17 protein-coding genes are annotated in these 21,331 nt (G+C 73.3%); 7 read left to right on the top strand and 10 right to left on the bottom strand.

All coding sequences use genetic code 11. The features are described from left to right. The first annotated feature begins 84 nt into the window (after positions 1-84). Both AB0J69_RS25285 and AB0J69_RS25280 read left to right on the top strand, forming a co-directional pair. Entirely contained in the window at positions 85-978 is an 894-nt protein-coding gene (locus tag AB0J69_RS25285; RefSeq protein WP_364121768.1) for an NAD(P)H-binding protein, read from the top strand. 68 nt (positions 979-1,046) lie between these two features. After that, the gene (locus AB0J69_RS25280; RefSeq protein WP_364121765.1) at positions 1,047-2,468 is read left to right on the top strand and encodes an FAD-binding oxidoreductase; all 1,422 of its coding nucleotides are present in this window, start codon (positions 1,047-1,049) and stop codon (positions 2,466-2,468) included. Between the two features lie 4 nt (positions 2,469-2,472). On the opposite strand, the gene ligD is transcribed toward AB0J69_RS25280, so the two are convergent. After that, positions 2,473-3,669, bottom strand: a complete 1,197-nt coding sequence (ligD, locus tag AB0J69_RS25275; protein ID WP_364121763.1) for a non-homologous end-joining DNA ligase — start codon at positions 3,667-3,669, stop codon at positions 2,473-2,475. Positions 3,670-3,757: 88 nt separating this feature from the next. Beyond that, positions 3,758-4,507 (bottom strand): crotonase/enoyl-CoA hydratase family protein, encoded by a 750-nt coding sequence (locus AB0J69_RS25270; RefSeq protein WP_364121760.1) that lies wholly within the window; start codon positions 4,505-4,507, stop codon positions 3,758-3,760. Between the two features lie 153 nt (positions 4,508-4,660). Between AB0J69_RS25270 and AB0J69_RS25265 the strand changes: the two genes are divergently transcribed. Further along, positions 4,661-7,000, top strand: a complete 2,340-nt coding sequence (locus tag AB0J69_RS25265) for a DUF4132 domain-containing protein (protein ID WP_364121757.1) — start codon at positions 4,661-4,663, stop codon at positions 6,998-7,000. An 18-nt stretch (positions 7,001-7,018) separates the two neighbouring features. Here AB0J69_RS25265 and AB0J69_RS25260 read toward each other — a convergent pair whose 3' ends face one another. Continuing rightward, a complete protein-coding gene (locus AB0J69_RS25260; protein WP_364121754.1) occupies positions 7,019-8,686 on the bottom strand; it encodes an acyl-CoA dehydrogenase family protein in 1,668 nt (555 codons plus the stop codon). Positions 8,687-8,737: 51 nt separating this feature from the next. Here AB0J69_RS25260 and AB0J69_RS25255 point away from each other — a divergent pair, with 51 nt between their 5' ends. Then, complete coding sequence (locus AB0J69_RS25255) at positions 8,738-9,436, top strand: PaaX family transcriptional regulator C-terminal domain-containing protein (RefSeq protein ID WP_364121751.1); 699 nt, start codon at positions 8,738-8,740, stop codon at positions 9,434-9,436. Here the strand turns inward: AB0J69_RS25255 and AB0J69_RS25250 are convergent. The 3 genes from AB0J69_RS25250 to AB0J69_RS25240 all read right to left on the bottom strand — a co-directional run bounded on the left by AB0J69_RS25250 (position 9,426) and on the right by AB0J69_RS25240 (position 12,661). Beyond that, complete coding sequence (locus AB0J69_RS25250; protein WP_364121748.1) at positions 9,426-10,454, bottom strand: hypothetical protein; 1,029 nt, start codon at positions 10,452-10,454, stop codon at positions 9,426-9,428. The genes AB0J69_RS25255 and AB0J69_RS25250 overlap by 11 nt on opposite strands. Before the next feature lie 63 nt (positions 10,455-10,517). Beyond that, the gene (locus tag AB0J69_RS25245; RefSeq protein WP_364121745.1) at positions 10,518-11,915 is read right to left on the bottom strand and encodes a glutamate--cysteine ligase; all 1,398 of its coding nucleotides are present in this window, start codon (positions 11,913-11,915) and stop codon (positions 10,518-10,520) included. A gap of 35 nt (positions 11,916-11,950) precedes the next feature. Further along, the gene (locus tag AB0J69_RS25240; RefSeq protein ID WP_364121743.1) at positions 11,951-12,661 is read right to left on the bottom strand and encodes an SDR family oxidoreductase; all 711 of its coding nucleotides are present in this window, start codon (positions 12,659-12,661) and stop codon (positions 11,951-11,953) included. 101 nt (positions 12,662-12,762) lie between these two features. Here AB0J69_RS25240 and AB0J69_RS25235 point away from each other — a divergent pair, with 101 nt between their 5' ends. Next, a complete protein-coding gene (locus AB0J69_RS25235) occupies positions 12,763-13,593 on the top strand; it encodes a helix-turn-helix transcriptional regulator (protein ID WP_364121740.1) in 831 nt (276 codons plus the stop codon). Between the two features lies 1 nt (position 13,594). Continuing rightward, positions 13,595-14,641 (top strand): zinc-dependent alcohol dehydrogenase family protein, encoded by a 1,047-nt coding sequence (locus AB0J69_RS25230; protein ID WP_364121737.1) that lies wholly within the window; start codon positions 13,595-13,597, stop codon positions 14,639-14,641. Here the strand turns inward: AB0J69_RS25230 and AB0J69_RS25225 are convergent. After that, on the bottom strand, positions 14,610-15,098 hold the full coding sequence (locus AB0J69_RS25225) for a carboxymuconolactone decarboxylase family protein (RefSeq protein ID WP_364121734.1): 489 nt from the start codon (positions 15,096-15,098) through the stop codon (positions 14,610-14,612). The two genes, AB0J69_RS25230 and AB0J69_RS25225, sit on opposite strands and share 32 nt — an antisense overlap. Before the next feature lie 169 nt (positions 15,099-15,267). On the opposite strand from AB0J69_RS25225, the gene AB0J69_RS25220 reads away from it, so the two are divergent. Further along, positions 15,268-15,873 carry a response regulator transcription factor gene (locus AB0J69_RS25220; RefSeq protein WP_364122083.1) on the top strand — a complete coding sequence of 202 codons (606 nt, stop codon included), beginning with the start codon at positions 15,268-15,270 and terminating at the stop codon, positions 15,871-15,873. Here the strand turns inward: AB0J69_RS25220 and AB0J69_RS25215 are convergent. Genes AB0J69_RS25215 through AB0J69_RS25205 form a run of 3 tightly spaced genes read right to left on the bottom strand, consistent with a single transcriptional unit; the run spans position 15,859 to position 21,202 of the window. Further along, entirely contained in the window at positions 15,859-17,850 is a 1,992-nt protein-coding gene (locus AB0J69_RS25215) for a prolyl oligopeptidase family serine peptidase (protein WP_364121732.1), read from the bottom strand. The genes AB0J69_RS25220 and AB0J69_RS25215 overlap by 15 nt on opposite strands. Beyond that, the gene (locus AB0J69_RS25210; RefSeq protein WP_364121729.1) at positions 17,847-19,541 is read right to left on the bottom strand and encodes an ABC transporter ATP-binding protein; all 1,695 of its coding nucleotides are present in this window, start codon (positions 19,539-19,541) and stop codon (positions 17,847-17,849) included. Before AB0J69_RS25210 ends, AB0J69_RS25215 begins: the two co-directional genes overlap by 4 nt. Then, entirely contained in the window at positions 19,538-21,202 is a 1,665-nt protein-coding gene (locus AB0J69_RS25205) for an ABC transporter ATP-binding protein (RefSeq protein ID WP_364121726.1), read from the bottom strand. Before AB0J69_RS25205 ends, AB0J69_RS25210 begins: the two co-directional genes overlap by 4 nt. Positions 21,203-21,331 lie beyond the last annotated feature (129 nt).

The following is a 21,331-nucleotide window of genomic DNA, read 5'->3' as shown; positions in this document are numbered from 1 at the left end:
GCGGCCCTACCCCGCTCGGCCGCCCGCAGACGCCGGGATGAGATTCATTGACATTTCTCGAAATTGAGGGGTAGGGGACCCCACATGCGCATTCTGGTCACGGGAGCCACCGGCACGCTGGGCGGGGCACTGGTGCCCGCCCTGCTCAAGGCGGGCCACGAGGTGCGGGCATTGAGCCGTACCAAGCGGGAGGACCGCGGGAACGTCGAGTGGATGTGGGGCGACCTCATCTCGGGCGCCGGCGTCAAGGAGGCCGTGGACGGCGTGGACGCGATCGCCCACCTGGCCACCAGCGGCCGGCGGGGGCGCGGCGCCGTGGACGTGCCCGGCACCCGTACGCTGCTCATCCTCGCCCGCGCGGCCGGGGTTCGGCACGTGCTGTTGACCTCGATGGTCGGCGCCGACCGCGCCGTCCACGGCTACCTCAAGGACAAGCTGGAGGCCGAGCGCCTGGTCACCGAGAGTGGCCTGGACTGGACGATCCTCCGCGCCACCCCGTTCCACCAGTGGCTGCACCGCCGCTTGCGCGACTTCGCGGCGCTGCCCGTGCTGCCCGTGGACCGCTCGCTGCCCTGGCAGCCGGTGCACACGGGCGAGGTCGCCACGCGGGCCGCCGCGCTGCTGAGCGCGGGCCCGGCCGGGCGGGAGATCGAGTTCGGCGGGCCCGAGGTGATCGACACCGGCGAGCTGGTCAGGACCTGGCTGCGCGCCTCCGGGCTGCGCCGCCCCTGCCTGTCCGTACGCTATCCCGGCCGCCTGTACGCGGCCCAGCGCGCGGGCGACCTGACCACGGACGCCGTGCCCAAGGGAGAGATCAGCTGGCACGACTATCTCCTCCCGCCGCCGCCGATCCTGTCGGACGACTTCGCCTCCGAGCACACCGCCTCGCCCACGAGCCCGGCCACGCAGCCCGAACAGGATCCTGACCTGCGCGTATACGGGGGCGACGAGGGCTACGAACGCCCGACACGAAGCTAGCCCGGCATCCCGTTTCATTACACTTCGCCGACTTGTTGGTCCTGACCTGTTACTAGACAATGTGTTCGGTGAACAGAGGCATCCCGCTGACCAAGGACTTCGCCAACGGCGGCGTCTCCTTCTGGTACCGGCAGATCGGCCTGCCCGCGCGGCGGCCGGCGCTGCCCGGGCCGCGTGACTACGACGTCGCCATCGTCGGCGGCGGCTACACCGGCCTGTGGACCGCTTACTACCTGAAGCAGGCCGACCCCGGCCTGCGGGTCGCGATCCTGGAGCGGGAGTTCGCCGGGTTCGGCGCGTCGGGGCGCAACGGCGGGTGGCTGTCGGCCGAGTTCGCCGGCTCGCGCAAGCGGCACGCGAAGGCGCGCGGGCGGCAGGCCATGATCGATCTGCAGCACGCGATGTTCCGGTCGGTCGACGAGGTCATCGAGGTGGCCCGCGCCGAGGGCATCGACGCCGACCTGCACAAGGGCGGGCTGATCCACGTCGCCACCAACCCGGCCCAGCGGCGGCGGCTGCGCGCCGGCGTGGCCGACCTGCGGGCCTGGGGATACGGCGCGGACGACGTGCGGCTGCTGGAGCGCGACGAGCAGCGCGAGCGGGTGCAGGTGGCGGGGGCGCTGGAGGCGTCGTACTCGCCGCACTGCGCCCGCATCCAGCCCGCCAAGCTGGCCGTCGGGCTGGCCGGGGTGGTGGCCCGGATGGGCGTGGACATCTTCGAGGACACCACCGTGACCGAGATCCGGCCCCGGCAGGACGGCGGGAAGGCGTCGGCGGTGACCACGCGGGGCGTCGTCTCGGCCGACTACGTCATCCGCGCCACCGAGGGCTTCACCGCGAGCCTGGCCGGGCAGCACCGGCAGTGGCTGCCGATGAACAGCTCCATGATCATCACTGAGCCGCTGCCCTCCGAGGTGTGGCAGCACATCGGCTGGCAGGGCAACGAGCTGCTGGAGGACGAGGCGCACGCCTATGTCTACGCGCAGCGGACGGCCGACGACCGGATCGCGATCGGCGGGCGGGGGGTGCCCTACCGGTTCGGGTCGCGTACCGACCGCCGGGGGGTCACCCAGCCGCAGACGGTCGAGCTGCTGTGGCGGATGCTGGTCAAGCTGTTCCCCGCCGCGGCCGACGTCCGCGTCGAGCACGCCTGGTGCGGGGTGCTGGGGGTGCCGCGCGACTGGTGCTCGACCGTGCACCTGGACCACGCCGGCGGCCTGGGCTGGGCGGGCGGCTATGTCGGCAGCGGCGTCACCACCACGAACCTGGCCGGCCGCACGCTGCGCGACCTGGTGCTGCGCCGGGAGACCCCGCTGACGAGGCTGCCGTGGGTGGGCCGACAGGTGCGGCAGTGGGAGCCGGAGCCGCTGCGGTGGGCCGGGGTGCAGCTCATCTACGCGCTGTTCAGGGCCGCCGACCGGCACGAGAACGAGCGCGGCACCGCCACCTCGGCCTATGCCCGCCTGGGGAACCTGATCTCGGGCCGCTGACCCCCTAGCCGGGGCCCGCGCCGCGCCACGGGTCGTAGTCGACCTCGAGCGGCTCCTGCGGGGGCCGCTCCGCCTCCGGGACGTGCTGCAGGTTGACCCGGATGCGATACCACACGCTGCTGCGCCCCCGCATGCCGTCGACCAGCACGTCGGCGGGCTCCAGGCGGGCCGCGGCATCGGGGTGGCGGGCCTTCCAGCGCTCGAACCCCGCCATCGCCTCGTCCTTGTGCTCGGCCCTGGCGATCTCGATCACCGGCATCGTCTGCTGCCTGCGCCCGCTGCCCTTGGGCGGCTTGGGCGCGGGCCCGAGCTCCTCGGCCAGCTCCAGCAGCCCGTCGAGCGAGCCCGGGTGCAGGTCCATGTCCTCCCACGGGTCGCCGAGCTCGGCCAGCCGCTTCGGCACGGTGTCGACGGTGAACGTCTCGGGCCGGCAGCCGGGCACCTCGTCCCAGGTGAGCGGGGTGGACACGCGGGCGTCCTGCACCGCGCGCACGGAGTAGGCCGAGGCCACCGTGCGGTCATAGGCATTCTGGTTGAAGTCCACGAACACGCCGTGCCGCTCCTCCTTCCACCAGCGGCTGGTGGCCAGGTCGGGCGCGCGCCGCTCGACCTCGCGCGCCACCGTCTCGGCCGCCTTGCGCACCTTCGCGAACGGCCAGCGCCGCTCGATCCGGGCGTAGACATGGAAACCGCGCGACCCGGACGTCTTGGGCCACGCGACGAGCCCGTGGTCGGCCAGCACCTCCCGCGCCACCTGCGCGGTGCGCAGCACGTCGGCCCACTCCACGCCCGGCACCGGGTCGAGGTCGATGCGCAACTCGTCGGGCCTGGCCAGGTCGTCGGAGCGCACCGGGTGGGGGTTGAGGTCGACGCAGCCCAGGTTGACCACCCACAGCAGCTGCGCCAGGTCGGTGCACACCACCTCTTCGGCGCTGAGCCCCGAGCGGTATTTCAGCTCGGCCACCTCGATCCAGTCGGGCCGCTTGGCCGGGGCGCGCTTCTGGAAGAACGCCTCCTGCTCGATGCCGTGCACGAACCGCTTGAGCACCATCGGCCGCCCGTGCACGCCGCGCAGCGCCGCCTCCCCCACGCTCTGGTAGAACCGGATCAGGTCGAGCTTGGTGTGACCGGACTGCGGGAAGATCACCTTGTCGGGGCTGGTGATGCGGACCTCGCGCCCGGCGACCTCGATGTCAGGCATAAGGTCACGATACGCGCGCCGACCGACAACCTCCGGGAGGCGGAACGGCCCCGCGCGACCGGACCCCGCGGGCCGCGGCCGGGTGCGGTTAGCGGTCGCCGAAGGTGCCGTGGCGGCCGGCGCCCGCGGCGAAGCGGGCGGCGCCCTCGGAGGCGTCCGGCAGGGAGACCAGGCCGTGCCGCAGCTCGTTCCGCATCGCCTCCTCCTCCCCCAGCCCGTCCTGCTCCAGCACCGACAGCCGGTCGCCGCGCAGGCACGCCTGCGGGAACCGCGCGATCTCCCGGGCCAGCTCCTCGGCGCGCTGCCGGGCGGTCCCGGTGGGGACGAGCCGGTTGGCCAGCCCCATCTCGTGCGCCTCCGGCCCCGCGACGGGCCGCCCCGTGAGGATCAGGTCCATCGCCCGGGACGAGCCGATGAGCCGCGGCAGCCGTACGGTGCCGCCGTCGATCAGCGGCACCCCCCACCGCCGGCAGAACACCCCGAACACCGCGTCCTCCTCGGCCACCCGCAGATCGCACCAGAGGGCCAGCTCCAGCCCGCCCGCGACGGCGTGCCCGGCCACGGCGGCGATGACCGGCTTGCCCAGGCGCAGCCGGGTGGGCCCCATCGGGCCGTCGCCCTCCTCGCCGACGTGGTTGTCGAGCGCCTTGAGGTCGGCGCCGGCGCAGAACGTGCCACCCTCGCCCCACAGCACCGCCACGTCGGCGTCGGAGTCGTCGAAGTCGCGGAACGCGTCCGCCAGCGCGTCGGCTGTCTTGCGATCTACGGCGTTGCGCGCCTCCGGCCTGCTGATCACCACGGTGGTGACGGGACCCTGGCGCTCCACGCGTACGGTCATGCGACCCTCCTCGGGGGGAAGTGCGGGTTTCTCCTCGGGGACGTGCCGAGCGTACGCTCCCGGTCGGGCCGCGGCCAGCAGCCGGTCTTGTCGTTCACTCCTGCTATAGATTGCGCCGTCGTCTCAGATCTCACGGACCAGGATGGTGTTCCGGTGGACGCTTGGGGTTACTTCAGCAACGCGGACCGGCGGGAGTTCGCCCGGCTCGACGCGGCCTACGAGGCCGGCAAGCCCATGAGCGACGAGCACGACGAGGTGTTCGGTTTATGGGCGCACGAGAGGTTCTGCATGGCCCCGGCGGACGAGCGGCGCCGCCGGATGCTCCGGCAGGTGCTGGACAACGCGCCCGCCTGGTCCAGGAACGGGGTCGGCGGGCTGTGGCGCATGACCTACGACGTGACCCTCCAGGGCCACTATGACGACCCCGACGTCTACCTGGTGCCGCTGGCCGCCACCGCCGCGCTGCCCTACCACGACCGGCGGGCCGCGCTCTACTGGGTGCCCGACGGCTTCCGCCAATACCGCCCGCAGGCGTGGAGGGTGCTGCGCGAGCCGCTCACGGAGTTGCTGACCGAGCCCGACTCCGACGATCCGGCCATGAACGTGCGCAACGTCATGTGGGAGGACGACGAGTTCGCCGCCCTGCTGGCCTCCGGCGAGCTCGCCGACCGGCTCGCCGGGCCGGCACGGCTGCCGCTGCTGCGGCACTGGGCCACCGCCACGGCGTCCAAGCCCAGCGGCAAGTGGCTCAAGCGGTGCGCGGCCCTGCTGGACGAGCAGGCGGCCGGGGTGGTCGCGGACGTGCTCCGCCGGCTGGCCGAGCACCGTGAGACGACCTACCGTCACCGATACCGGGACGAGGAGTGGCCCGAGACCGTCTTCCTGCGCGAGCGCACGGCCGTGCCGCTGCGCGGCATGGTGTGGACCTGCGAGCTCATCGACGAGCCGTGGGTGACCGCGCTGCTCGGCGACGTGGCCGTGACGGCGGGCACGGGGATCGGGGGCTCGGGCGCCAACGCGCGCAGCGAGATGCTGGCCAACGCGGCGATCGGGGTGCTGGCTCGGCGCGGCGGCCTGGAGGTGGTCGCGCAGCTGGCCCGGGTGCAGGCGAAGGCGCGCAAGAAGACCGTCCTCGTCGGGGTGAACCGCACGCTGGAGGCGGTCGCGGCGCAGGCGGGCCTCTCGACCGAGCAGGTGCTGGAGCGTACGGTGCCCACGTTCGGCCTCGGTCCCGACGGCACCCGCACCGAGCAGGGGCTGCGCCTGTCCCTGGACGGCACCGTCACCTACGGCTCCCGCAAGACCATCCCGAAGGCCGTCCGCGAGTCGCACAAGGAGCTGCTGGCCGAGCTCAGGGCCACCGCCAAGGAGCTGAAGAAGGCGCTGCCCGCCGAGCGTTTCCGCATCGAGCGCGCGCTGGCCACCGAGCGGGTCTGGCGCTGGGAGGAGGTGTGCGAGCACTACCTCGGCCACCCGGTCACCGGCTCCTTCGCCCGCAACCTGATCTGGGAGGTCGTCGAGGGCCCGGCCGGGCTTCCGGTCCCGGCCGGCGACGTGTGGGAGCTGGCCGGCCCGGACTGTCGCCGCCACCGGCCCGATCCCGGCGCCGCCGTCCGCCTCTGGCATCCCATCTCGCACGCCATGGAGGAGGTCCGCGCGTGGCGGGACCACCTGGTGGAGATCGGCCTGCGCCAGCCGTTCAAGCAGGCGTTCAGGGAGGTCTACCTGCTCACCCCGGCCGAGGAGGAGACGCGCGACCACTCCCGCCGCTTCACCGGCCACCTGCTCCGCTACGGCCAGGCCAAGGCCCTGCTGACCGGCCGCGGCTGGACCGGCATGTCACTGGGCCACTGGGGGTGGGAATACGGCTCCGACGCGGCCGCGGCCACGAAGGAGCTGCCCGGCGGCCTGGCCGCGCACTGGGACTTCCACCTCGACGAGGAGTCCGGCGAGCGCGACGACTTCGGCACCGTGTCCATCTGCGTCAGCGGCGACCTGCACGTCACCGCCGAGGGGCGCCGCGTGCCGCTGGCCGAGGTGCCGCCGCTGGTGCTGTCGGAGGCGCTGCGTGACGCCGACCTGGCCGTCGGCGTCACCTCCACCGGCCTGGACCCGGAGGGCCAGGGCGAATACTGGGCGTCGTACGGCTTCGGCGACCTGACCGAGAACGCCCGGGTCCGCCGCGACGCCCTGACCAGGCTGCTGCCCCGCCTGTCCATCGCCGGCCGGTGCGCGCTCACCGACCGTTTCCTCGTGGTCCGGGGCGACCTGCGCACGTACAAGATCCACCTGGGCTCGGGCAACATTCTCATGGAGCCCAACGACGCCTATCTGTGCATCGTCCCCGGCGGCGCCGGCGACCAGGTCTTCCTGCCGTTCGAGGAGAACGGCGGCATGTTGTCGATCGTCCTGTCGAAGGCGTTCCTGCTGGCCGCCGACACGGAGATCAGCGAGCCGTCGATCACCCGGCAGATCGGCGGAGCTGCGCGGTGATGCTCGGATGGACACTCTCTAGAAGCTGACGGCGCCCTCCAGCAGCTCGTCGAACGGCACCTCCGCCGTACGGTCGATGCCGCGCAGCGGGCCGTGGTCCACGAGGTGCGCCTCGGCGTACAGGCGGGCCACGAGGGCCTTGCGCCCGTCGTCGAGCCCCCAGGCGGCCTGGTCCTCCAGCAGCGCGGCGGCGTACACGTCGGCCATGAACTGCGCCAGCGGGTAGAGCCGCTCCTCGGCCACCGAGCGCTCCAGCGCGGACCATGCCTCGATCGCCTTGGCCAGGTCGTCGACCCGCGCCCGCACCAGGTCGGAGGTGGCCAGGGCACGCAGGCGGTCGAGGAAGGGCAGGTGGGCCTGCTCCTTGAGCATGGCCCGCCGCACGTCGAGGCAGAGGATGTTGTCGCCGCCCTCCCAGATCGGGTTGACCTGGGCGTCGCGCAGCAGCCGGGCCACCGGCCACTGCTCGATGTAGCCGTTGCCGCCGTGCACCTCGATCGCGTCGCTCGCCGCGGTCACGCCGAGCCGGGCGGCGCGCAGCTTGATCAGGGCGGGCGCGAGGCGCAGCCGGGGCCCGGCGAGCCCGTCGAACACCATCGCCTGCGCGGCCTCGACCTCCACGATCAGCTCGCTCAGCTTGCGGCGCATCAGCGGCTGCTCGATGAGCGGCCGGCCGAACGCCTCGCGCGCCCTGGCATAGCAGATCGACTCCACCAGCGCGCGCCTGGCCACGCCGACGCCCATCATCGCCACGCCGAGCCGGGAGGCGTTGGTGAGCTTCATCATCGTCCCGAGCCCCGAGCCGGAGCCCGCGCCCGCCAGCAGGAACGCCTCCGCCTCGGTGAACTCGACCTCCGCCGACGCGACCGACCTGGTGCCGAGCTTGTCCTTGAGCCGCCGGATGCGCACCCCGTTGCGGCTGCCGTCGCGCCGCTCCCACAGCACCAGGAACGGGGCCACGGCGCCGTCCGGCAGCCTGGCCAGCACCACGAAGGCGGACCCGTTGGCGTTGGAGGCGAACCACTTGAACCCGGACACCCGCCACGACTCCCCGTCGGGCTCGGCCTGGGTCTCCAGCGCCGCCAGGTCGGAGCCGCCGGTCCGCTCGGTGAACATCTGAGCGGCCTCGCCCGAGTAGTAGCCGTCGGCGAAGATCTCCCGCACCCGTTCGAGCACGTCCGGCGGCGCGTGCTTCTCGGCGAGCGAGACCACCATGTCCCCGCCCGTGCCGAGCGCGCAGCCCATCCCGATGTCGGCCTGATCGAGCAGGTACGTCCACGCCGCGGCCAGCGCGGACGGGTCCGCCCCGTGCGCGCGGGCCTGCTCGGCGAACGACGGGGAGGTGAAGTTGTTGTCCAGCAGCGCCCGCCGGGCGGTGTGGAACGACGGCGGCATGACGACCTGGCTGACGTCCCTGCCCCACTTGTCGTACTTCTCCAGCCGCGGCGGGTTGCGGTCGGTCTCCTCGGCGCACTCGGCGACGAGGCCGCCCGTCAGCTCGCCCAGCCTGTCCAGGTACGGCTCCGCCCAGGCGAAGCCCTCCTCCCCCAGGTGCCGCCGCATGAGCAGGCGCAGCGTGGGGTCGCAGCGCCACCAGTTCCGCCCGGCCGCGCCCTGGTAGCGCTCGGTGGCGTAGCGGTCGCTGCGGTCGCCGCGGTCGAAAGCTTCGATGAGATACCGGCCCATACCGCGAGTGTTACATATACTCGACACGCGATGGAAGAGCGTAACAGTACCTTGAGCGCCCGATCGGCGGTCCTGAGCGCGCTGCTCGGCAGCCACCCGCCCCGCCTGTCGGCCCGCCACCTGGTGCGCATCGGGGCGCTGTTCGGGATCGCGGAGGGCACGGTCAGGGTGGCGCTGTCGCGCATGGTGGCGGCCGGCGACCTGCTGCCGGCGGACGGCCAGTACACGCTGTCGGAGCGGCTCGTCGAGCGCCAGGCCAGGCAGGACGAGAGCCGCGACCCGCACACGAGGCCGTGGGACGGCACGTGGGAGGTGGCCGTGGTCACCGCCGAGCGGCGCGCGCCCGCCGACCGGGCCGCGTTCCGGCACACGATGAGCGCGCTGCGCCTGGCCGAGCTGCGCGAGGGCACCTGGCTGCGCCCGGCCAACCTGGTGCGCACGTTGCCCGAGATCGTCACCGCGCAGTGCACGCTGATCGACGGCCGCCCGCGACGCGACCCCACTCCCCTGCTGTGGGACCTGGACGGCTGGGCCGCGGAGGCCGGCGCGCTGGAGCGGGCCCTCGACCGGGCCGAGGGGCTGGCCGAGGGCTTCCTCGTCTCGGCCGCGGTGCTGCGCCACCTGCTGGCCGACCCGCTGCTGCCCGAGGAGCTGCTACCGGCCGGGTGGCCGGGCGCGCGGTTGCGCGCCCGCTACGACGACTTCGACCGCCGCTACCGCGAGGTCCTGCAGCGGCACCTCAGAGGCTGACGCCGAAGACCGCCCGCTTGCCCCTGAACTCGGTGACGCTCCACAGCTTGCCGCCCTGCACGGTCAGGTCCTCCGGCCCGATCGGGAACGGCCGGGTCACCGGCTCGCCGCCCTGGTAGACCAACAGCCTGCCGTTGGCGGCGGCGCCGGCGGACTGGCTCAGATACCACGTGCCACCGTGCGAGGTCGCCCCCTGGATCTTGGCGTGGCCCATGACGAACGCGTCGACGGGCTCGCCCCCGGCCAGGTCCAGGTCCCAGCGCCCGACCCAGCCGTCGGTCTTCTTGTCCTGGTATTCGCCCGTGATCAGCCGCGGCGTGTCGCCGCTGCGGTCGATCGACACGAACGAGAAGTGCGGCCCGGCCTTGGCCACCTTCCAGAAGTCGGTCTGCGGGATGACGTAGCGGTAGCCGAAGGCGTGCAGCTTGCCGCCGTGGCGCCCGATCCGCTTGGCCTCGCCCAGGTCGTTCTGGGCGGTGCGCAGGTCGAGCAGGTTGTTCAGGTCGAAGACGCGCAGGCCGCGCTTGGTGTCGGCGACGTAGAGCAGGTCGCCGTAGCAGGCGATGCCGCCGGCGTGGATGTCGATCGGCGCGTACGACCCGTCCGGCGCGGCCACCACGAGCAGCGCGTGCTGGTATTTCAGCGACGTGGGGCTCAGGAACGACACCCTGATCCCCCGCTCGCCGGCCTCCGGCTTGAAGTACCAGCTCACGATGAACGCCGGCACGCCGATGTTGCCCGAGTCGTCGCTGCCGGTGAGGCCCTGGGGGTACCAGTCGGCGGTGTCCTGGTCTTTGTCGTCGAAGGCGTACCACTCGGCCGGTCTGGGGCGCATCGAGCCCATCGCCCCGGCGGCGCCCTTGCTCCTGGCGACTCTGTTGGCCCCCGCCAGCACCGCTTCGACGGCGGTGCTGCCGACCTCGCCCGCCAGCTTGGCCGCCCCCTCCGCCAGGCCACCCGTCGCCCGAACCAGGGCATAAGGGGCTTTATCGGTGGGAACCATTCCCGAAGCCGCCATATCTCCCTCACCTTTTCCGTCTCTTGACCAGTTTGACGGATCGGGGACGGCCAAGGTTGGCGATCACTTCCACAAATGCACGGGCAACCCCGACAACGCCAGTTCGCGGTAGCGCCGCACGAGCCGGCGCCGGTCCCCGCCGAAGCGCGCCAGCGCCTCCCGCTGCCACACCGAGCCGGTGCGCCGCGTCCGCGTCCGCTGCGCGATCACGCCCAGCGCGCGGTCGGCGTCGTGGGGCGCCACCCCCGCGCCGAGCAGCCCTTTACGCGCCTCGGGCAGCAGGGTGAGCACCAGCTCGGCGGCCTCGAACTCGCCCTCGCTGCCGGGCCAGGAGAGCTTGGCGTCCAGCCCGTGCATGGCCGCGTGGTAGAAGTTCTGGAACGCCGTGGCGAACCGGTAGCCGGTCAGGTCCCGCTCGGCCTGCGACAACGTGAGCCCGAGCAGGAAGGCGGTGTTCGCCGCCATGTCCGCGCACGAGGGCCCCGCGGGCAGCGCGCGCATCTCGATCCGCAGGTGGCCGCCGTCCACCGGGTCGTAGACGGGGCGGTTCCACTGCCAGATCGTGCCCTGGTGCAGGCGCAGCTCCGGCACCTCGTGCGGCTCCGCCCCCTCCGTCAGATCGGGCACCACGGGGTCGTAGTCGCGTACGTACCGCTCGAACAGCTCGTACGCCCCCTCCCGCACCCAGTCCGAGCCGAACGTCACCCGGCCGTCCCGCCGCTCGCGCCGCTGCACGTCCCGGTCGTCGGCGGCCTCCTCCATCAGCGCGATGCGCGTCTCCTCCCACAGCTCCCGCCCCAGGAAGAACGGCGAGTTGCCGCACGCCGCCAGCACCGGCCCGATGGCGAGCTGGGCGGCGTTGAACAGCCGGGCGAAGCGCTCCGGCGGCGTGCGGATGTGCACCTGCCAGGAGGTGTTGGCGCTCTCGAGGATCACGTCCTCCACCGAGAGCTCCAGATCGTCGATCTTGACCAGGAACGGCTCCAGCCGCAGCCGCCTGATCCCCCTGCTCATGGCCCGGTAACGGTTCTGGTCGCTCATCGCGCCCAGCGTGAAGTCCTCGGTGTCGAGCGTGGGCAGGATGCCGATGGGCAGCGCGCCCCCGCCCTCGACCGCCCCGTCCACCTTGGTGATCGTCTCCTGCACCTCGCCGCTCATCACCTCGAAGGGCGTGCCCTCCAGGGGTATGGGGGTCAGGTTCACCTCGATGTTGTAGCGCCCCAGCTCCAGCACCACGCGGGGGTCGTCCAGCGCCTCCTGCACCTGGCTGTTGTGCGGCAGCGGCCGCCCCTCCTCGTCGATCAGGAACAACTCCAGCTCGGCCCCGATCGTGGCCGGGCCCTGGCCGAAGCCGGGGGTATCGAGCAGCCCGCGCAGCACGGCGAGCTGCTCCTGGATGCGTTCCCCGAAGCGGACGTACTCCGCCTCGGTAAATCGCTCTTTATCCAGATCTCTTCCCATCACCACCCTCTGTCCGATTTGCCAGCATTGACACCTCACCAGCGGATACTGCCGGCATCCTCCAGATAGGCCCCGGTGGGGCCGTCGGCGCCGAGGGTCGCCAGCCGTACGGCGATGGCCGCACCCTGCTCGGCCGTGCGGAACCCGGTGCGCTCGTTGAGGTCGGTGGCGCAGTAGCCGGGGTTGGCCGCGTTCACCTTGATCGGGGTGCCCGCCAGCTCGTTGGCGTAGCAGACGGTGATCATGTTGAGCGCGGTCTTGGAGGAGTTGTACGGCAGGTGGTTGAACGCCCCGAACGGGCTCTCGGGGTCGCTCGCCATGGCCAGCGAGCCGAGCTCGCTGGACATGTTCACGATCCGGCCGGCCTCCGACTCGCGCAGCAGCGGCAGCATGGCGTTGGTCACGGTGACGACGCCGAACACGTTGGTCTCGTAGACCTGCCTGACCAGCGCGGCCGTGGTGTCGCTGGGCTGCAGGGGCGCGAAGCCGCCGGTGATCCCGGCGTTGTTGACCAGGATGTCGAGCCGGCCGTACGCGCCGTCGATCCACTTCGCGGCGGCGGCCACGCTGGCCTCGTCGGTCACGTCGATCCGCACGTACGGCTGCCCGAGCCGCTCGGCGGCGGCCCGTCCGCGCTCCTCGTCGCGCGCCCCGACGATCGCGGTGACACCCTGCTCGGCCAGCAGCCGCGCGATCTCGTAGCCGATTCCCTTGTTGGCGCCCGTGATGAGCGCGATCTTCGTCATGCCTCCACGTTCGCCGAGGTCAGCGCGGTTCGGGAGAGACCTGGAGAGGCTGGGATCGGTAGTACCACCCACGCGATGCCTCCGTCGCCGAGGATGGAGGCATGAACCGCGACGAACTCGCCACATTCCTCCGTGCCAGGCGCGCCCGGGTCACCCCGGCGGACATGGGCCTGCCGGGCGGCGGGAGCCGCCGCACGCCCGGCCTGCGCAGGCAGGAGGTCGCACAGCTCGCGGGCATGTCGATCGACTACTACATCCGGCTGGAGCAGGGGCGCGGCCCGCACCCGTCGCGGCAGGTGCTGAACGCGCTGGCCAGGGCCCTCATGCTGAGCCAGGACGAGCGCACGCACCTGTTCCAGCTCGCGGGCCAGCCGCTGGACCCGCCGCGGATCAGGGAGGACGTGCCCGGCAGCCTGCTGCACCTGATCGCGTACCTGGAGGAGGTGCCGGCGTACGTCCTGGACGCCCGCTACGACCTGCGCGCCTGGAACCCCATGGCCACCGCCATCATGGGCGACCTGGACACCCTGCCGCCCGAGCGGCGCAACGTCATCCGCTGGGTCTTCATGTCGCCCGACATCGCCGACTTCTTCGACGACGACGAGAAGGGCCGCTTCGCCCGCGCCTCCGTGGCCGACCTGCGGATCGCCGCCGGCCGCTATCCCGAGGACCGCGCCCTCCAGGCGCTGGTGACGGAGATGCTCGCGCTCAGCCCCCAGTTCGCCGAGCTGTGGGCCAGGCACGAGGTCGAGGTGCGCAGGGAGCAGCGCAAGCGGATCAATCACCCGGTGGTCGGCCCGATCGACACGATCTGCCAGGTCATGCCGGTGCCCGACCGCGATGACCTGCGCCTTGTGCTCTACACCACCGAACCGGGCTCACCCTCGCACCAGGCCTTGCGCGAGCTGCGGCAGTTGACCCTAAGCTCATGAGATGAAAGCGGTTGCCTTTGACATCTTCGGTGGCGAGCTCGACGTCCGCGAGCTGCCAGACCCATCTCCCGCCCCGCACGGAGCGGTGATCAGAGTCGAGGCGACGGGATTGTGCCGGTCCGACTGGCACGGCTGGCAAGGGCACGATCCCGACATCAAGGTCCTGCCCCACGTTCCGGGCCACGAGCTGGCGGGCGTGGTGGAGGCGGTCGGCCCCGACGTGCGGGGCTGGGCGCCCGGGGCGCGCGTGACCGTCCCGTTCATCTGCGCCTGCGGCACCTGCCCGTCCTGCGCCACCGGCGAGCAGCAGGTCTGCGAGCGGCAGACGCAACCGGGCTTCACCCACTGGGGCTCGTTCGCCGAGTACGTCGCCATCGACCACGCCGACGTCAACCTGGTCGCCGTCCCCGAGGACATGGCCTACGCCACCGCGGCCGGTCTCGGCTGCCGCTTCGCCACCGCCTTCCGCGCCGTGGCCCAGGTGGCCCAGGTGCGCCCGGGGGAATGGGTGGCCGTGCACGGGTGCGGCGGCGTGGGCCTGTCCGCCGTGATGATCGCGACGGCGGCCGGGGCGCGGGTCGTGGCAGTGGACATCAGCACCGACGCCCTGCACCTGGCCGAGCGGGCCGGGGCCACACACTTCGTCAACGGGTCCGCGGGCGACGCGGCGGCCCAGGTCAGGGAGCTGACCAGGGGCGGCGCGCACGTGTCGATCGACGCGCTGGGCAGCCCGCAGACGTGCGCCGCCGCCATCGAGAGCCTGCGCCGCCGGGGCCGGCACGTCCAGGTGGGGCTGCTGCCCGGCGGTCCGACGCCGGTGCCGATGGACCGGGTGATCGGCCACGAGCTGCGGCTGCTGGGCAGCCACGGCATGGCCGCGCACGCCTACCCGCCGATGCTGGAGATGATCAGGGCCGGGATCCTGCACCCCGACCAGCTCGTCACCCGCACGATCGGGCTCGCGGACACGGGCAAGGCGCTGGCCTCGATCGGCTCGGTGCCGGGCGTCACGATGATCACTCCTCGATCTGCACCCGGAGCGTTCTGAGCACCAGCGCCAGCATGCCGTAGTGGGCCACCAGCATGACCAGCTCGATCCTGCCCACCTCGTCGTAGCGGTCGCACAGTGCCGCCCACGTCGCGTCGGTGAGGTCGCCGGCGTAGTGGAGGTCGTCGGCCACCTGGAGCACGAGCTGGTCCTCGACCGACCAGAGGGCGTCCGGGTGGCGCACCGACTCGATCTCCTGGCCGGTGAGCCCCGCCTCGCGGGCGATGCGGGCGTGCTGGGCCCACTCGTAGGCGCTGTCGCTGTGATATGCGGTGCGCAGGATGGCCAGCTCCCGGTCCCGGGCGGGCAGCGTGCCGTTCAGCAGCGCGCCACCGAAGCGCAGCCATGCCCGGTACAGATCGGGATGGCGGGCGAGGGTGGCGAACACGTTGTACGGATTGGCCTTCGTGAAGTCGTCCCACTCTTCGGGAGGAAGTGGCCGCACGCGGGGGTTCATGGTCGTCAGCATCCCTCAGAAAACCGGGCGCTTGATAGGGCACATCGACATCGGCCGAATTCTGCACATCATTTACGCACGCCTGGAAGAGCTTTTCACAATTAGGTCAATACGGCAGGATAAGGGGGCCCGCAGACGTTGCAAGCCTGGTCGACCGCAAGGACGCATGGTGATTCGAACGTTGCTCGCAGAGGACATGCACCTGGTACGAGGGGCGCTCGTGGCGCTGCTGGCCTATGAGGACGACATCGAGGTCGTGGCCGAGGTGGAGCGGGGAGACCGCATCCTCGCCGCGGCCAGCGCCTGCCGTCCCGACGTGGCGGTGATCGACATCGCCCTCCCCGGCAAGGACGGGCTCGCCGCCGCCGGCGAGCTGCACAAGGAGTTACCCGGGTGCGGGGTGCTCATCCTGACCGGCGTCGGCACGCCCGGGCTGCTCAAACGGGCGCTCGACGTGCACGTACGCGGGTTCATGGCCAAGGACGCGCCGCCCGGCCGGCTGGCGGACGGCATCCGCAGGGTCGCCGACGGCGAGCGGGTCATCGACTCGGAGCTGGCGATCGCGGCCATGCGACCGGCCGATGCGCCGCTGACGCCGCGCGAGCTGGACGTGATCGGCGCCGCGGCGGACGGGGCGTCGATCGGGGAGATCGCGGCCTCGCTCTACCTGGCTGAGGGCACGGTGCGGAACTACCTGTCCAGGACCGCGGCCAAGCTGGGGGCGCGCAGCCGGATCGACGCCGTCCGCATCGCCAGGGAGTCAGGCTGGATCTGAGCCCGTGTGGGCCGCCAGGAAGGCCAGCACGTCGGCGGCCCGCCCGACGGACCTGCTGACCGCCCGCGCGCCGTGGCCCACGTCCGGCTCGTACCTGAGCAGGACCGGCCGGTCCCCGCCCGTCGCCCACTGCAGGGCGGCGCACATCTTGCGGGCGTGCATCGGGTCCACGCGCGTGTCGGCCGCCGACACGGTGAACAGCGTCGCCGGGTAGTCCGTGCCCTTGCCGACGTGGTGATAGGGCGAGTAGCCGAGCAGCCAGCCGAGGTGCTCGGGATCCTCGGGGTCGCCGTACTCGCCGGTCCAGGACGGGCCCAGGCCGCTGAGGTGGAAGCGGGCCATGTCGAGCAGCCCCGCCGAGCACACCGCGGCGGCGAACAGGTCGGGCCGCTGGGTGACGGCGGCGCCGACGAGCAGGCCGCCGTTCGACTCGCCCCAGATGCCGAGCCGGTCCGGCGTCGTCCAGCCGTCGGCGATCAGCTTCTCGGCGGCGGCCACGAAGTCGTCGAACACGTTCTGCTTGCGCTCCAGCATGCCGTCCCGGTGCCACGCCTCCCCCTCCTCGCCGCCGCCGCGCAGGTTCGCGATGGCCAGCACGCCGCCCGCCTCGACCCAGGCGAGGGAGTCGGCCGCGTAGCCGGGCATGAGGGGGATGCCGAAGCCGCCGTACCCGCTGAGGATCGTCGGGCGCGGGCCGCCGTCCGAGGGGCGGGCCACGACGACCATGCGGACGGGGGTGCCGTCGGCGGAGGCGTACTCGATGTGGTGGCTGCTCACGGCGGGCAGCGTGACGCGGCCGGGCGCGGCGGCCCAGAGCGTGGCGGCCTCGGTGCGGGCGTCGTAGCGCCAGATCTCGGCGGGGGTGACCGCGTCTGTGTAGGCGAACCACGCCTCGTGACCGCCATCGGGACGCGAGGTGAGCGAGGCGACCGTGCCGCTGCCGGGCAGCGGGACGGTGCCCAGCCGCTCACCGGTACGGGAGTGGTGCACGGCGATCTCGCCCACCGCGTGCCGTGTCCTCGACACGAGCAGCCGGTCCCCGTCGAGCACCGTGAACGCGCCCAGCACCGCCTCCCGGTCCTCCGGGACGAGCTCGTGCCACACGCCGGGTTCCCCGGGATCGGCGACGCAGAGCCGGCGCCGGGGCGCGTCGCGATCCGTGAGGAGGTACAGGCGGCCGTCGCAGGCCACCGCCCCGGCCGTCCGGGCATGCGACCCGTCCTGTACGGGGCGGAGCCTCGGGACCGCCGGGTCCCCCTTGGACAGGTCGGCCAGCCAGAGCGAGCCGCCCGACGCGGTGCCCGCGGAGATCGTCAGCCACCGGCCGTCGGGGCTGATCTGCACGCCGTACGAGACCGGACCCCTGGTGAAGACCGGGATGTCGTCCCCCGGCACGCCCACCCGGTGCAGCAGCACGCCCTGGCGGAAGCGCACGTAGTAGAACGCATCGCCGCCCGGCAGCCACGCGACCGCCGCGTAGCGGCAGCCGCCGATGGGCCCGTCGACGACGGCCCCCGAGCCGACCTCCCGCACGTACAGGTCCGCCCGCTCGTCCCCGCTCCGCGAGATCTGGTACGCCAGGCGCCGGCCCTCCAGGTCGGGCTGCCAGTCGTCCAGCGTCGTCAGCCCCGTGGGGTCCAGCTCCATGGGGTCCAGCACGACGCGGTCGTCGCAGCAGAGCACCGGGTGCTCCTGGGAGGTGGACTGGCGCAGGTGGAAGCGCCTGCGGCCGCGCCACACCGGCGTGGTCACCAGGCCCGTCTCCCCCAGCTCGGTCAGCCGGGCCAGGAACCGCTCCCGATGGGCCAGCCTGGCGGCGCTGTCGTGCCACAGCCGGTCCTGCGCCGCCAGCCAGGCGCGCGTGCGGGGGTCGGCGGGGTCCTCCAGCCAGCGGTACGGGTCGTCGATCGGGTGGCCGTGGCGGTGGTCGGTGATGGGGAGGCGTTCGGCGGGCGGATAGCTGTCTGGAAATTTCATGACACGGGCTCCGGGTGCCAGTGGCCGGCCAGGTCGGCGTACAGGGGAGATCGCCTGACCAGCTCGTCGTGGGTGCCGAGGGTGATCTGGGGGCCGTCCATGAGCAGGACGCGGCGGGCGCGCAGGGCGGAGGTGAGGCGGTGGGCGACCACGATGAGCGTGCCGCCCCGCCTGGCGAACGCGTCCTCGGCCCTGGCCTCGGCGGCGGGGTCGAGGTGGCAGGTGGCCTCGTCCAGGATGGCGAGGGGGGCGGGGGCGAGGTAGGCGCGGACGAGGGCGACGAGCTGCCGCTGCCCGGCCGACAGGACGCGGGGCTCGACCACCGCCGCGTACCCGCCCAGCCCGGCCACCAGCCCGGTGGCCCCGACCGCTTCGACGGCCGCCTCGACCCGGGCCTGCCCGGCGTCGCGGGCGTAATAGGCGAGGTTCTCCAGCAGCGTGCCGCGGAACACGTACGCCTCCTGGGGGATCAGCACGCGGGCGGCCGGGTCGAGCCGGCCGGCGGGCACGCCCCCGACCAGCACCTCCCCCTCGCCGGGCGGCAGCAGGCCGCTGACCAGGGCGGCGAGCGTGGACTTGCCCGCGCCGCTGGGCCCCACGACCGCCAGGTGGTCGCCCTCGGGGACGGTGAGGTCCAGGCCCTCGACGATGGGGGCCGAGCGGGGGCCGTAGGCGAAGGTGACGGCGTCGAACCGCACGTCCGACCTGAGGGGCCGGATGCGCGGACCGGCCGGTGGGGCGGGCGGGGCCATGGCCAGGATGCGGCCGAGCGAGGCGGCGAGCCTGACGCCGCTGACGCCGAGCCCCTGCACGAGGCCGCCGAGCGCCGGGGCCAGGGACTGGGTGACGTACGCGAGGGTGCCGACGATCACGCCGGGGCCGAGCCCGCTGTCGAGCAGCCAGGGCGTGCCGGCCAGCACGAGGACGACGGGCAGCCAGCCGCCGACGGCGAGCGCGGCGGTGCGGACGGCGGTCACCCCGGCGAGCGCGCGGGCGGCGGCGGCCTGCGCCGCGACCCTCCGGTCCAGCCGCCCGGCCACCCGCTCCCGCAGGCCGCACGCCTGGATGTCGCGCAGCCCGCCCGCCATGTCGGTCATCGCCTCGGCGAGGTGCTCGTCGGCCACGAGGAAAGCGCGCTGCCGCCGGCCCAGCGCGGGCAGCGACGCCAGGAACAGCCCGAGCCCGGCCAGGAACGGCGGCAGCACCAGCACGATCGTCTCCGGGGCCAGCGTCAGCAGCCCCAGCACGACGCTGACCAGCGTGAACACGAACCCGCGCACGGTGGTCACCACGGCCGCGAACGCGTCCCTGGCCAGCTCGACCTGCAACCCGGCCCTGGCCACGGCGGCGCTGTCCCGGCCTGCGCCCGGCTCCTGGCGCAGGGCCCCTTCGACGACGTGCGCGAGGAGGTCGTCCCTGAACGGCTCCGCGACCGCCGCGACGGCCAGCACGACCTGCCGCGCGGCCACCGCCCCGGCCAGCCACGTGAGGCCGAGCGCCGCCAGCCAGCCGAGCCCGACCAGCGGCTCGGCCGGGGCGAACCCGTCCTCGATGGCGCGGGCGACGGCGTGCCCGATGAGGAACGCGGGCGCCGCCTCCACCACCGACCAGAGCCCCAGCCTGACGAGCTGCCCCGGCTCCCGCCGCAACGCCCGCCAGAACATCGCCCGTCCGCCCTCCGGCGCGTTCATGTCGCGTCCCCCTGGAAGACCGCCCGGTAGGCCGGGTCCTGCCACAGCACGTGGTGCGGCCCGCACGCGCGTACGGTCCCGCCCTCCAGCCAGACGACCTGGTCGGCACGGGCGGCGGTGGCGAGCCGGTGGGCCGCGATCAGGCGGGTGCGGCCGTGGTGGTCGGTGGTGAGTGCCCGGCCGACCTGGCGCTCGGTCACGGTGTCGAGGCTGGAGGTGGCGTCGTCGAGCACCAGCAGCCGCTCCCCCTGGGCGAAGGCCCTGGCCAGGCCGATCCGCTGCCGCTCGCCGCCGGACATGGGCGCGTCCCTGAGCGGGGTGGCGTAGCCGAGGGGCAGCCGGCGCACGAACGCGTCCGCGCACGCGGCCCCGGCCGCCTCGGCCACCCGGCCGGGCGCGGGGTCCGGGGTGATGGCGTCGCCGATCGTCTCGCCGACCAGTACCGGGCGTTCGAAGGCGTACCCGATGGCCCGTCTCAGCTCCACGCCCGTGAGTTCCTCCAGCGGGACCCCGTCGAGCAGGACGGTCCCGCGCTCGGGGTCGGTCAGCCGGCCCGCCAGGGCGGCAAGGAGCGACTTGCCCGCCCCCGACCGCCCCACCACGGCGGTCACCGAGCCGCCGGGGAGCGTGAGGTCGCCGACGGTCAGGCCGTTCGCGGCGACGTCCCGGAACTCGACCGTCCCGGGTCCGGGCGGGAGCGCGCGCGTGCCGTGCGCGACCGGCGTCAGGTCGAGGACCGCGGACACGCGCTCGGCGGCGGCACGCGCCCTGGCCAGGCCGCTGACGTGGCCGAGCGCCGTGCTGAGCGCCGCCCCGAGCACGGCGTAGCGGGCGGCCGCGTACAGCTCGCCGATCGTGAGGTCCCCGGCGGCGAGCATGAAACCGCCCACGGCCAGCACGGCGACCTCCAGCAGCGGCACGACCAGCCCCGAGCGCACGGCGGCCGAGGCGTTGGCCCGCCACAGCTCCATCCCGTGCGCGCGCAGCCCCGGCAGCGGCGCCAGCACGCGTCCCGCCTCCTGCGCGGCGGTGCCGGCGGCGGCGATCGTGCGCGCGCCGTCCATGGCGTCCACGAGGCGGGCGGCGATCTCGCCCTGCACCTCCTGGTAGCCGCCCGCGATGGCGGTCGTCGTGCGCAGGAAGGCGCGCAGGACCAGGACGATGACGACGATGCCCGCCCCGAGCGTCAGCGTCAGGACGGGGGCGATGAGGGTGAGGGCGACCAGCGCGCCCGCCGTGGGCACGAGCAGCGCGAGCGCGCTGGTCACCGTCTCCGGCGCGCGGCCGACCTCCTCGGCGTTCAGGCCGGCTCGGGTGACGAGCTCGCCTTCGGGGAAGCGGTGGGTGGCCGCGGGCCCGGTGCCGAGCACGTGCCGCAGCAGGCCGGAGCGGAGCGTGGCGGCGGCATGGGCGCCGCTGGCGCCGCGCGCCCAGACGCCGAGGCTCTCGCAGAGCATGACGGCGGCCACCGCGCAGGCGCAGAGGGCGAGCCAGGGGGTGCCGCCCGGCTGGCGGGCGACGAGGGCGTCGACGGTGCGGCCGATGAGGTAGGGGATGGCCAGCTCGCCGGCCGCCCCCATGATCGCCGTGACGGCCAGCACGGCGGGCCAGGGGCCCCCGCGCCGTACCGCGCCGATCACGAGCCGGTCACCTGCCCGCACGCCGCGCCCTCCTCCATAGCTGGGGGTGGTGCCCCGGCCGCCCCGTGGTCGCGGGGACCAGGAATAAAAAGAACAAGGTCTCGATCTACACAAAGTTGTAGGTGGAGCTAGGGAGGGGGGAGAGGAAGA

The sequence above is a fragment of the Nonomuraea sp. NPDC049709 genome, from assembly GCF_040674815.1.
Classification (GTDB): domain Bacteria; phylum Actinomycetota; class Actinomycetes; order Streptosporangiales; family Streptosporangiaceae; genus Nonomuraea.
This window is presented reverse-complemented; position numbering and strand designations above follow the sequence as displayed.

Excerpts from the sequence above, each read along its gene's own strand:
- AB0J69_RS25225 (WP_364121734.1), bottom strand. The coding sequence starts at position 15,098 with ATGAACCCCCGCGTGCGGCCACTTCCTCCCGAAGAGTGGGACGACTTC.
- AB0J69_RS25235 (WP_364121740.1), top strand. The coding sequence starts at position 12,763 with ATGAACCGCGACGAACTCGCCACATTCCTCCGTGCCAGGCGCGCCCGG.
- AB0J69_RS25240 (WP_364121743.1), bottom strand. The coding sequence starts at position 12,661 with ATGACGAAGATCGCGCTCATCACGGGCGCCAACAAGGGAATCGGCTAC.
- AB0J69_RS25250 (WP_364121748.1), bottom strand. The coding sequence starts at position 10,454 with ATGGCGGCTTCGGGAATGGTTCCCACCGATAAAGCCCCTTATGCCCTG.
- AB0J69_RS25245 (WP_364121745.1), bottom strand. The coding sequence starts at position 11,915 with ATGGGAAGAGATCTGGATAAAGAGCGATTTACCGAGGCGGAGTACGTC.
- AB0J69_RS25230 (WP_364121737.1), top strand. The coding sequence starts at position 13,595 with ATGAAAGCGGTTGCCTTTGACATCTTCGGTGGCGAGCTCGACGTCCGC.
- AB0J69_RS25270 (WP_364121760.1), bottom strand. The coding sequence starts at position 4,507 with ATGACCGTACGCGTGGAGCGCCAGGGTCCCGTCACCACCGTGGTGATC.
- AB0J69_RS25285 (WP_364121768.1), top strand. The coding sequence starts at position 85 with ATGCGCATTCTGGTCACGGGAGCCACCGGCACGCTGGGCGGGGCACTG.
- AB0J69_RS25260 (WP_364121754.1), bottom strand. The coding sequence starts at position 8,686 with ATGGGCCGGTATCTCATCGAAGCTTTCGACCGCGGCGACCGCAGCGAC.
- AB0J69_RS25210 (WP_364121729.1), bottom strand. The coding sequence starts at position 19,541 with ATGAACGCGCCGGAGGGCGGACGGGCGATGTTCTGGCGGGCGTTGCGG.
- AB0J69_RS25215 (WP_364121732.1), bottom strand. The coding sequence starts at position 17,850 with ATGAAATTTCCAGACAGCTATCCGCCCGCCGAACGCCTCCCCATCACC.
- ligD (WP_364121763.1), bottom strand. The coding sequence starts at position 3,669 with ATGCCTGACATCGAGGTCGCCGGGCGCGAGGTCCGCATCACCAGCCCC.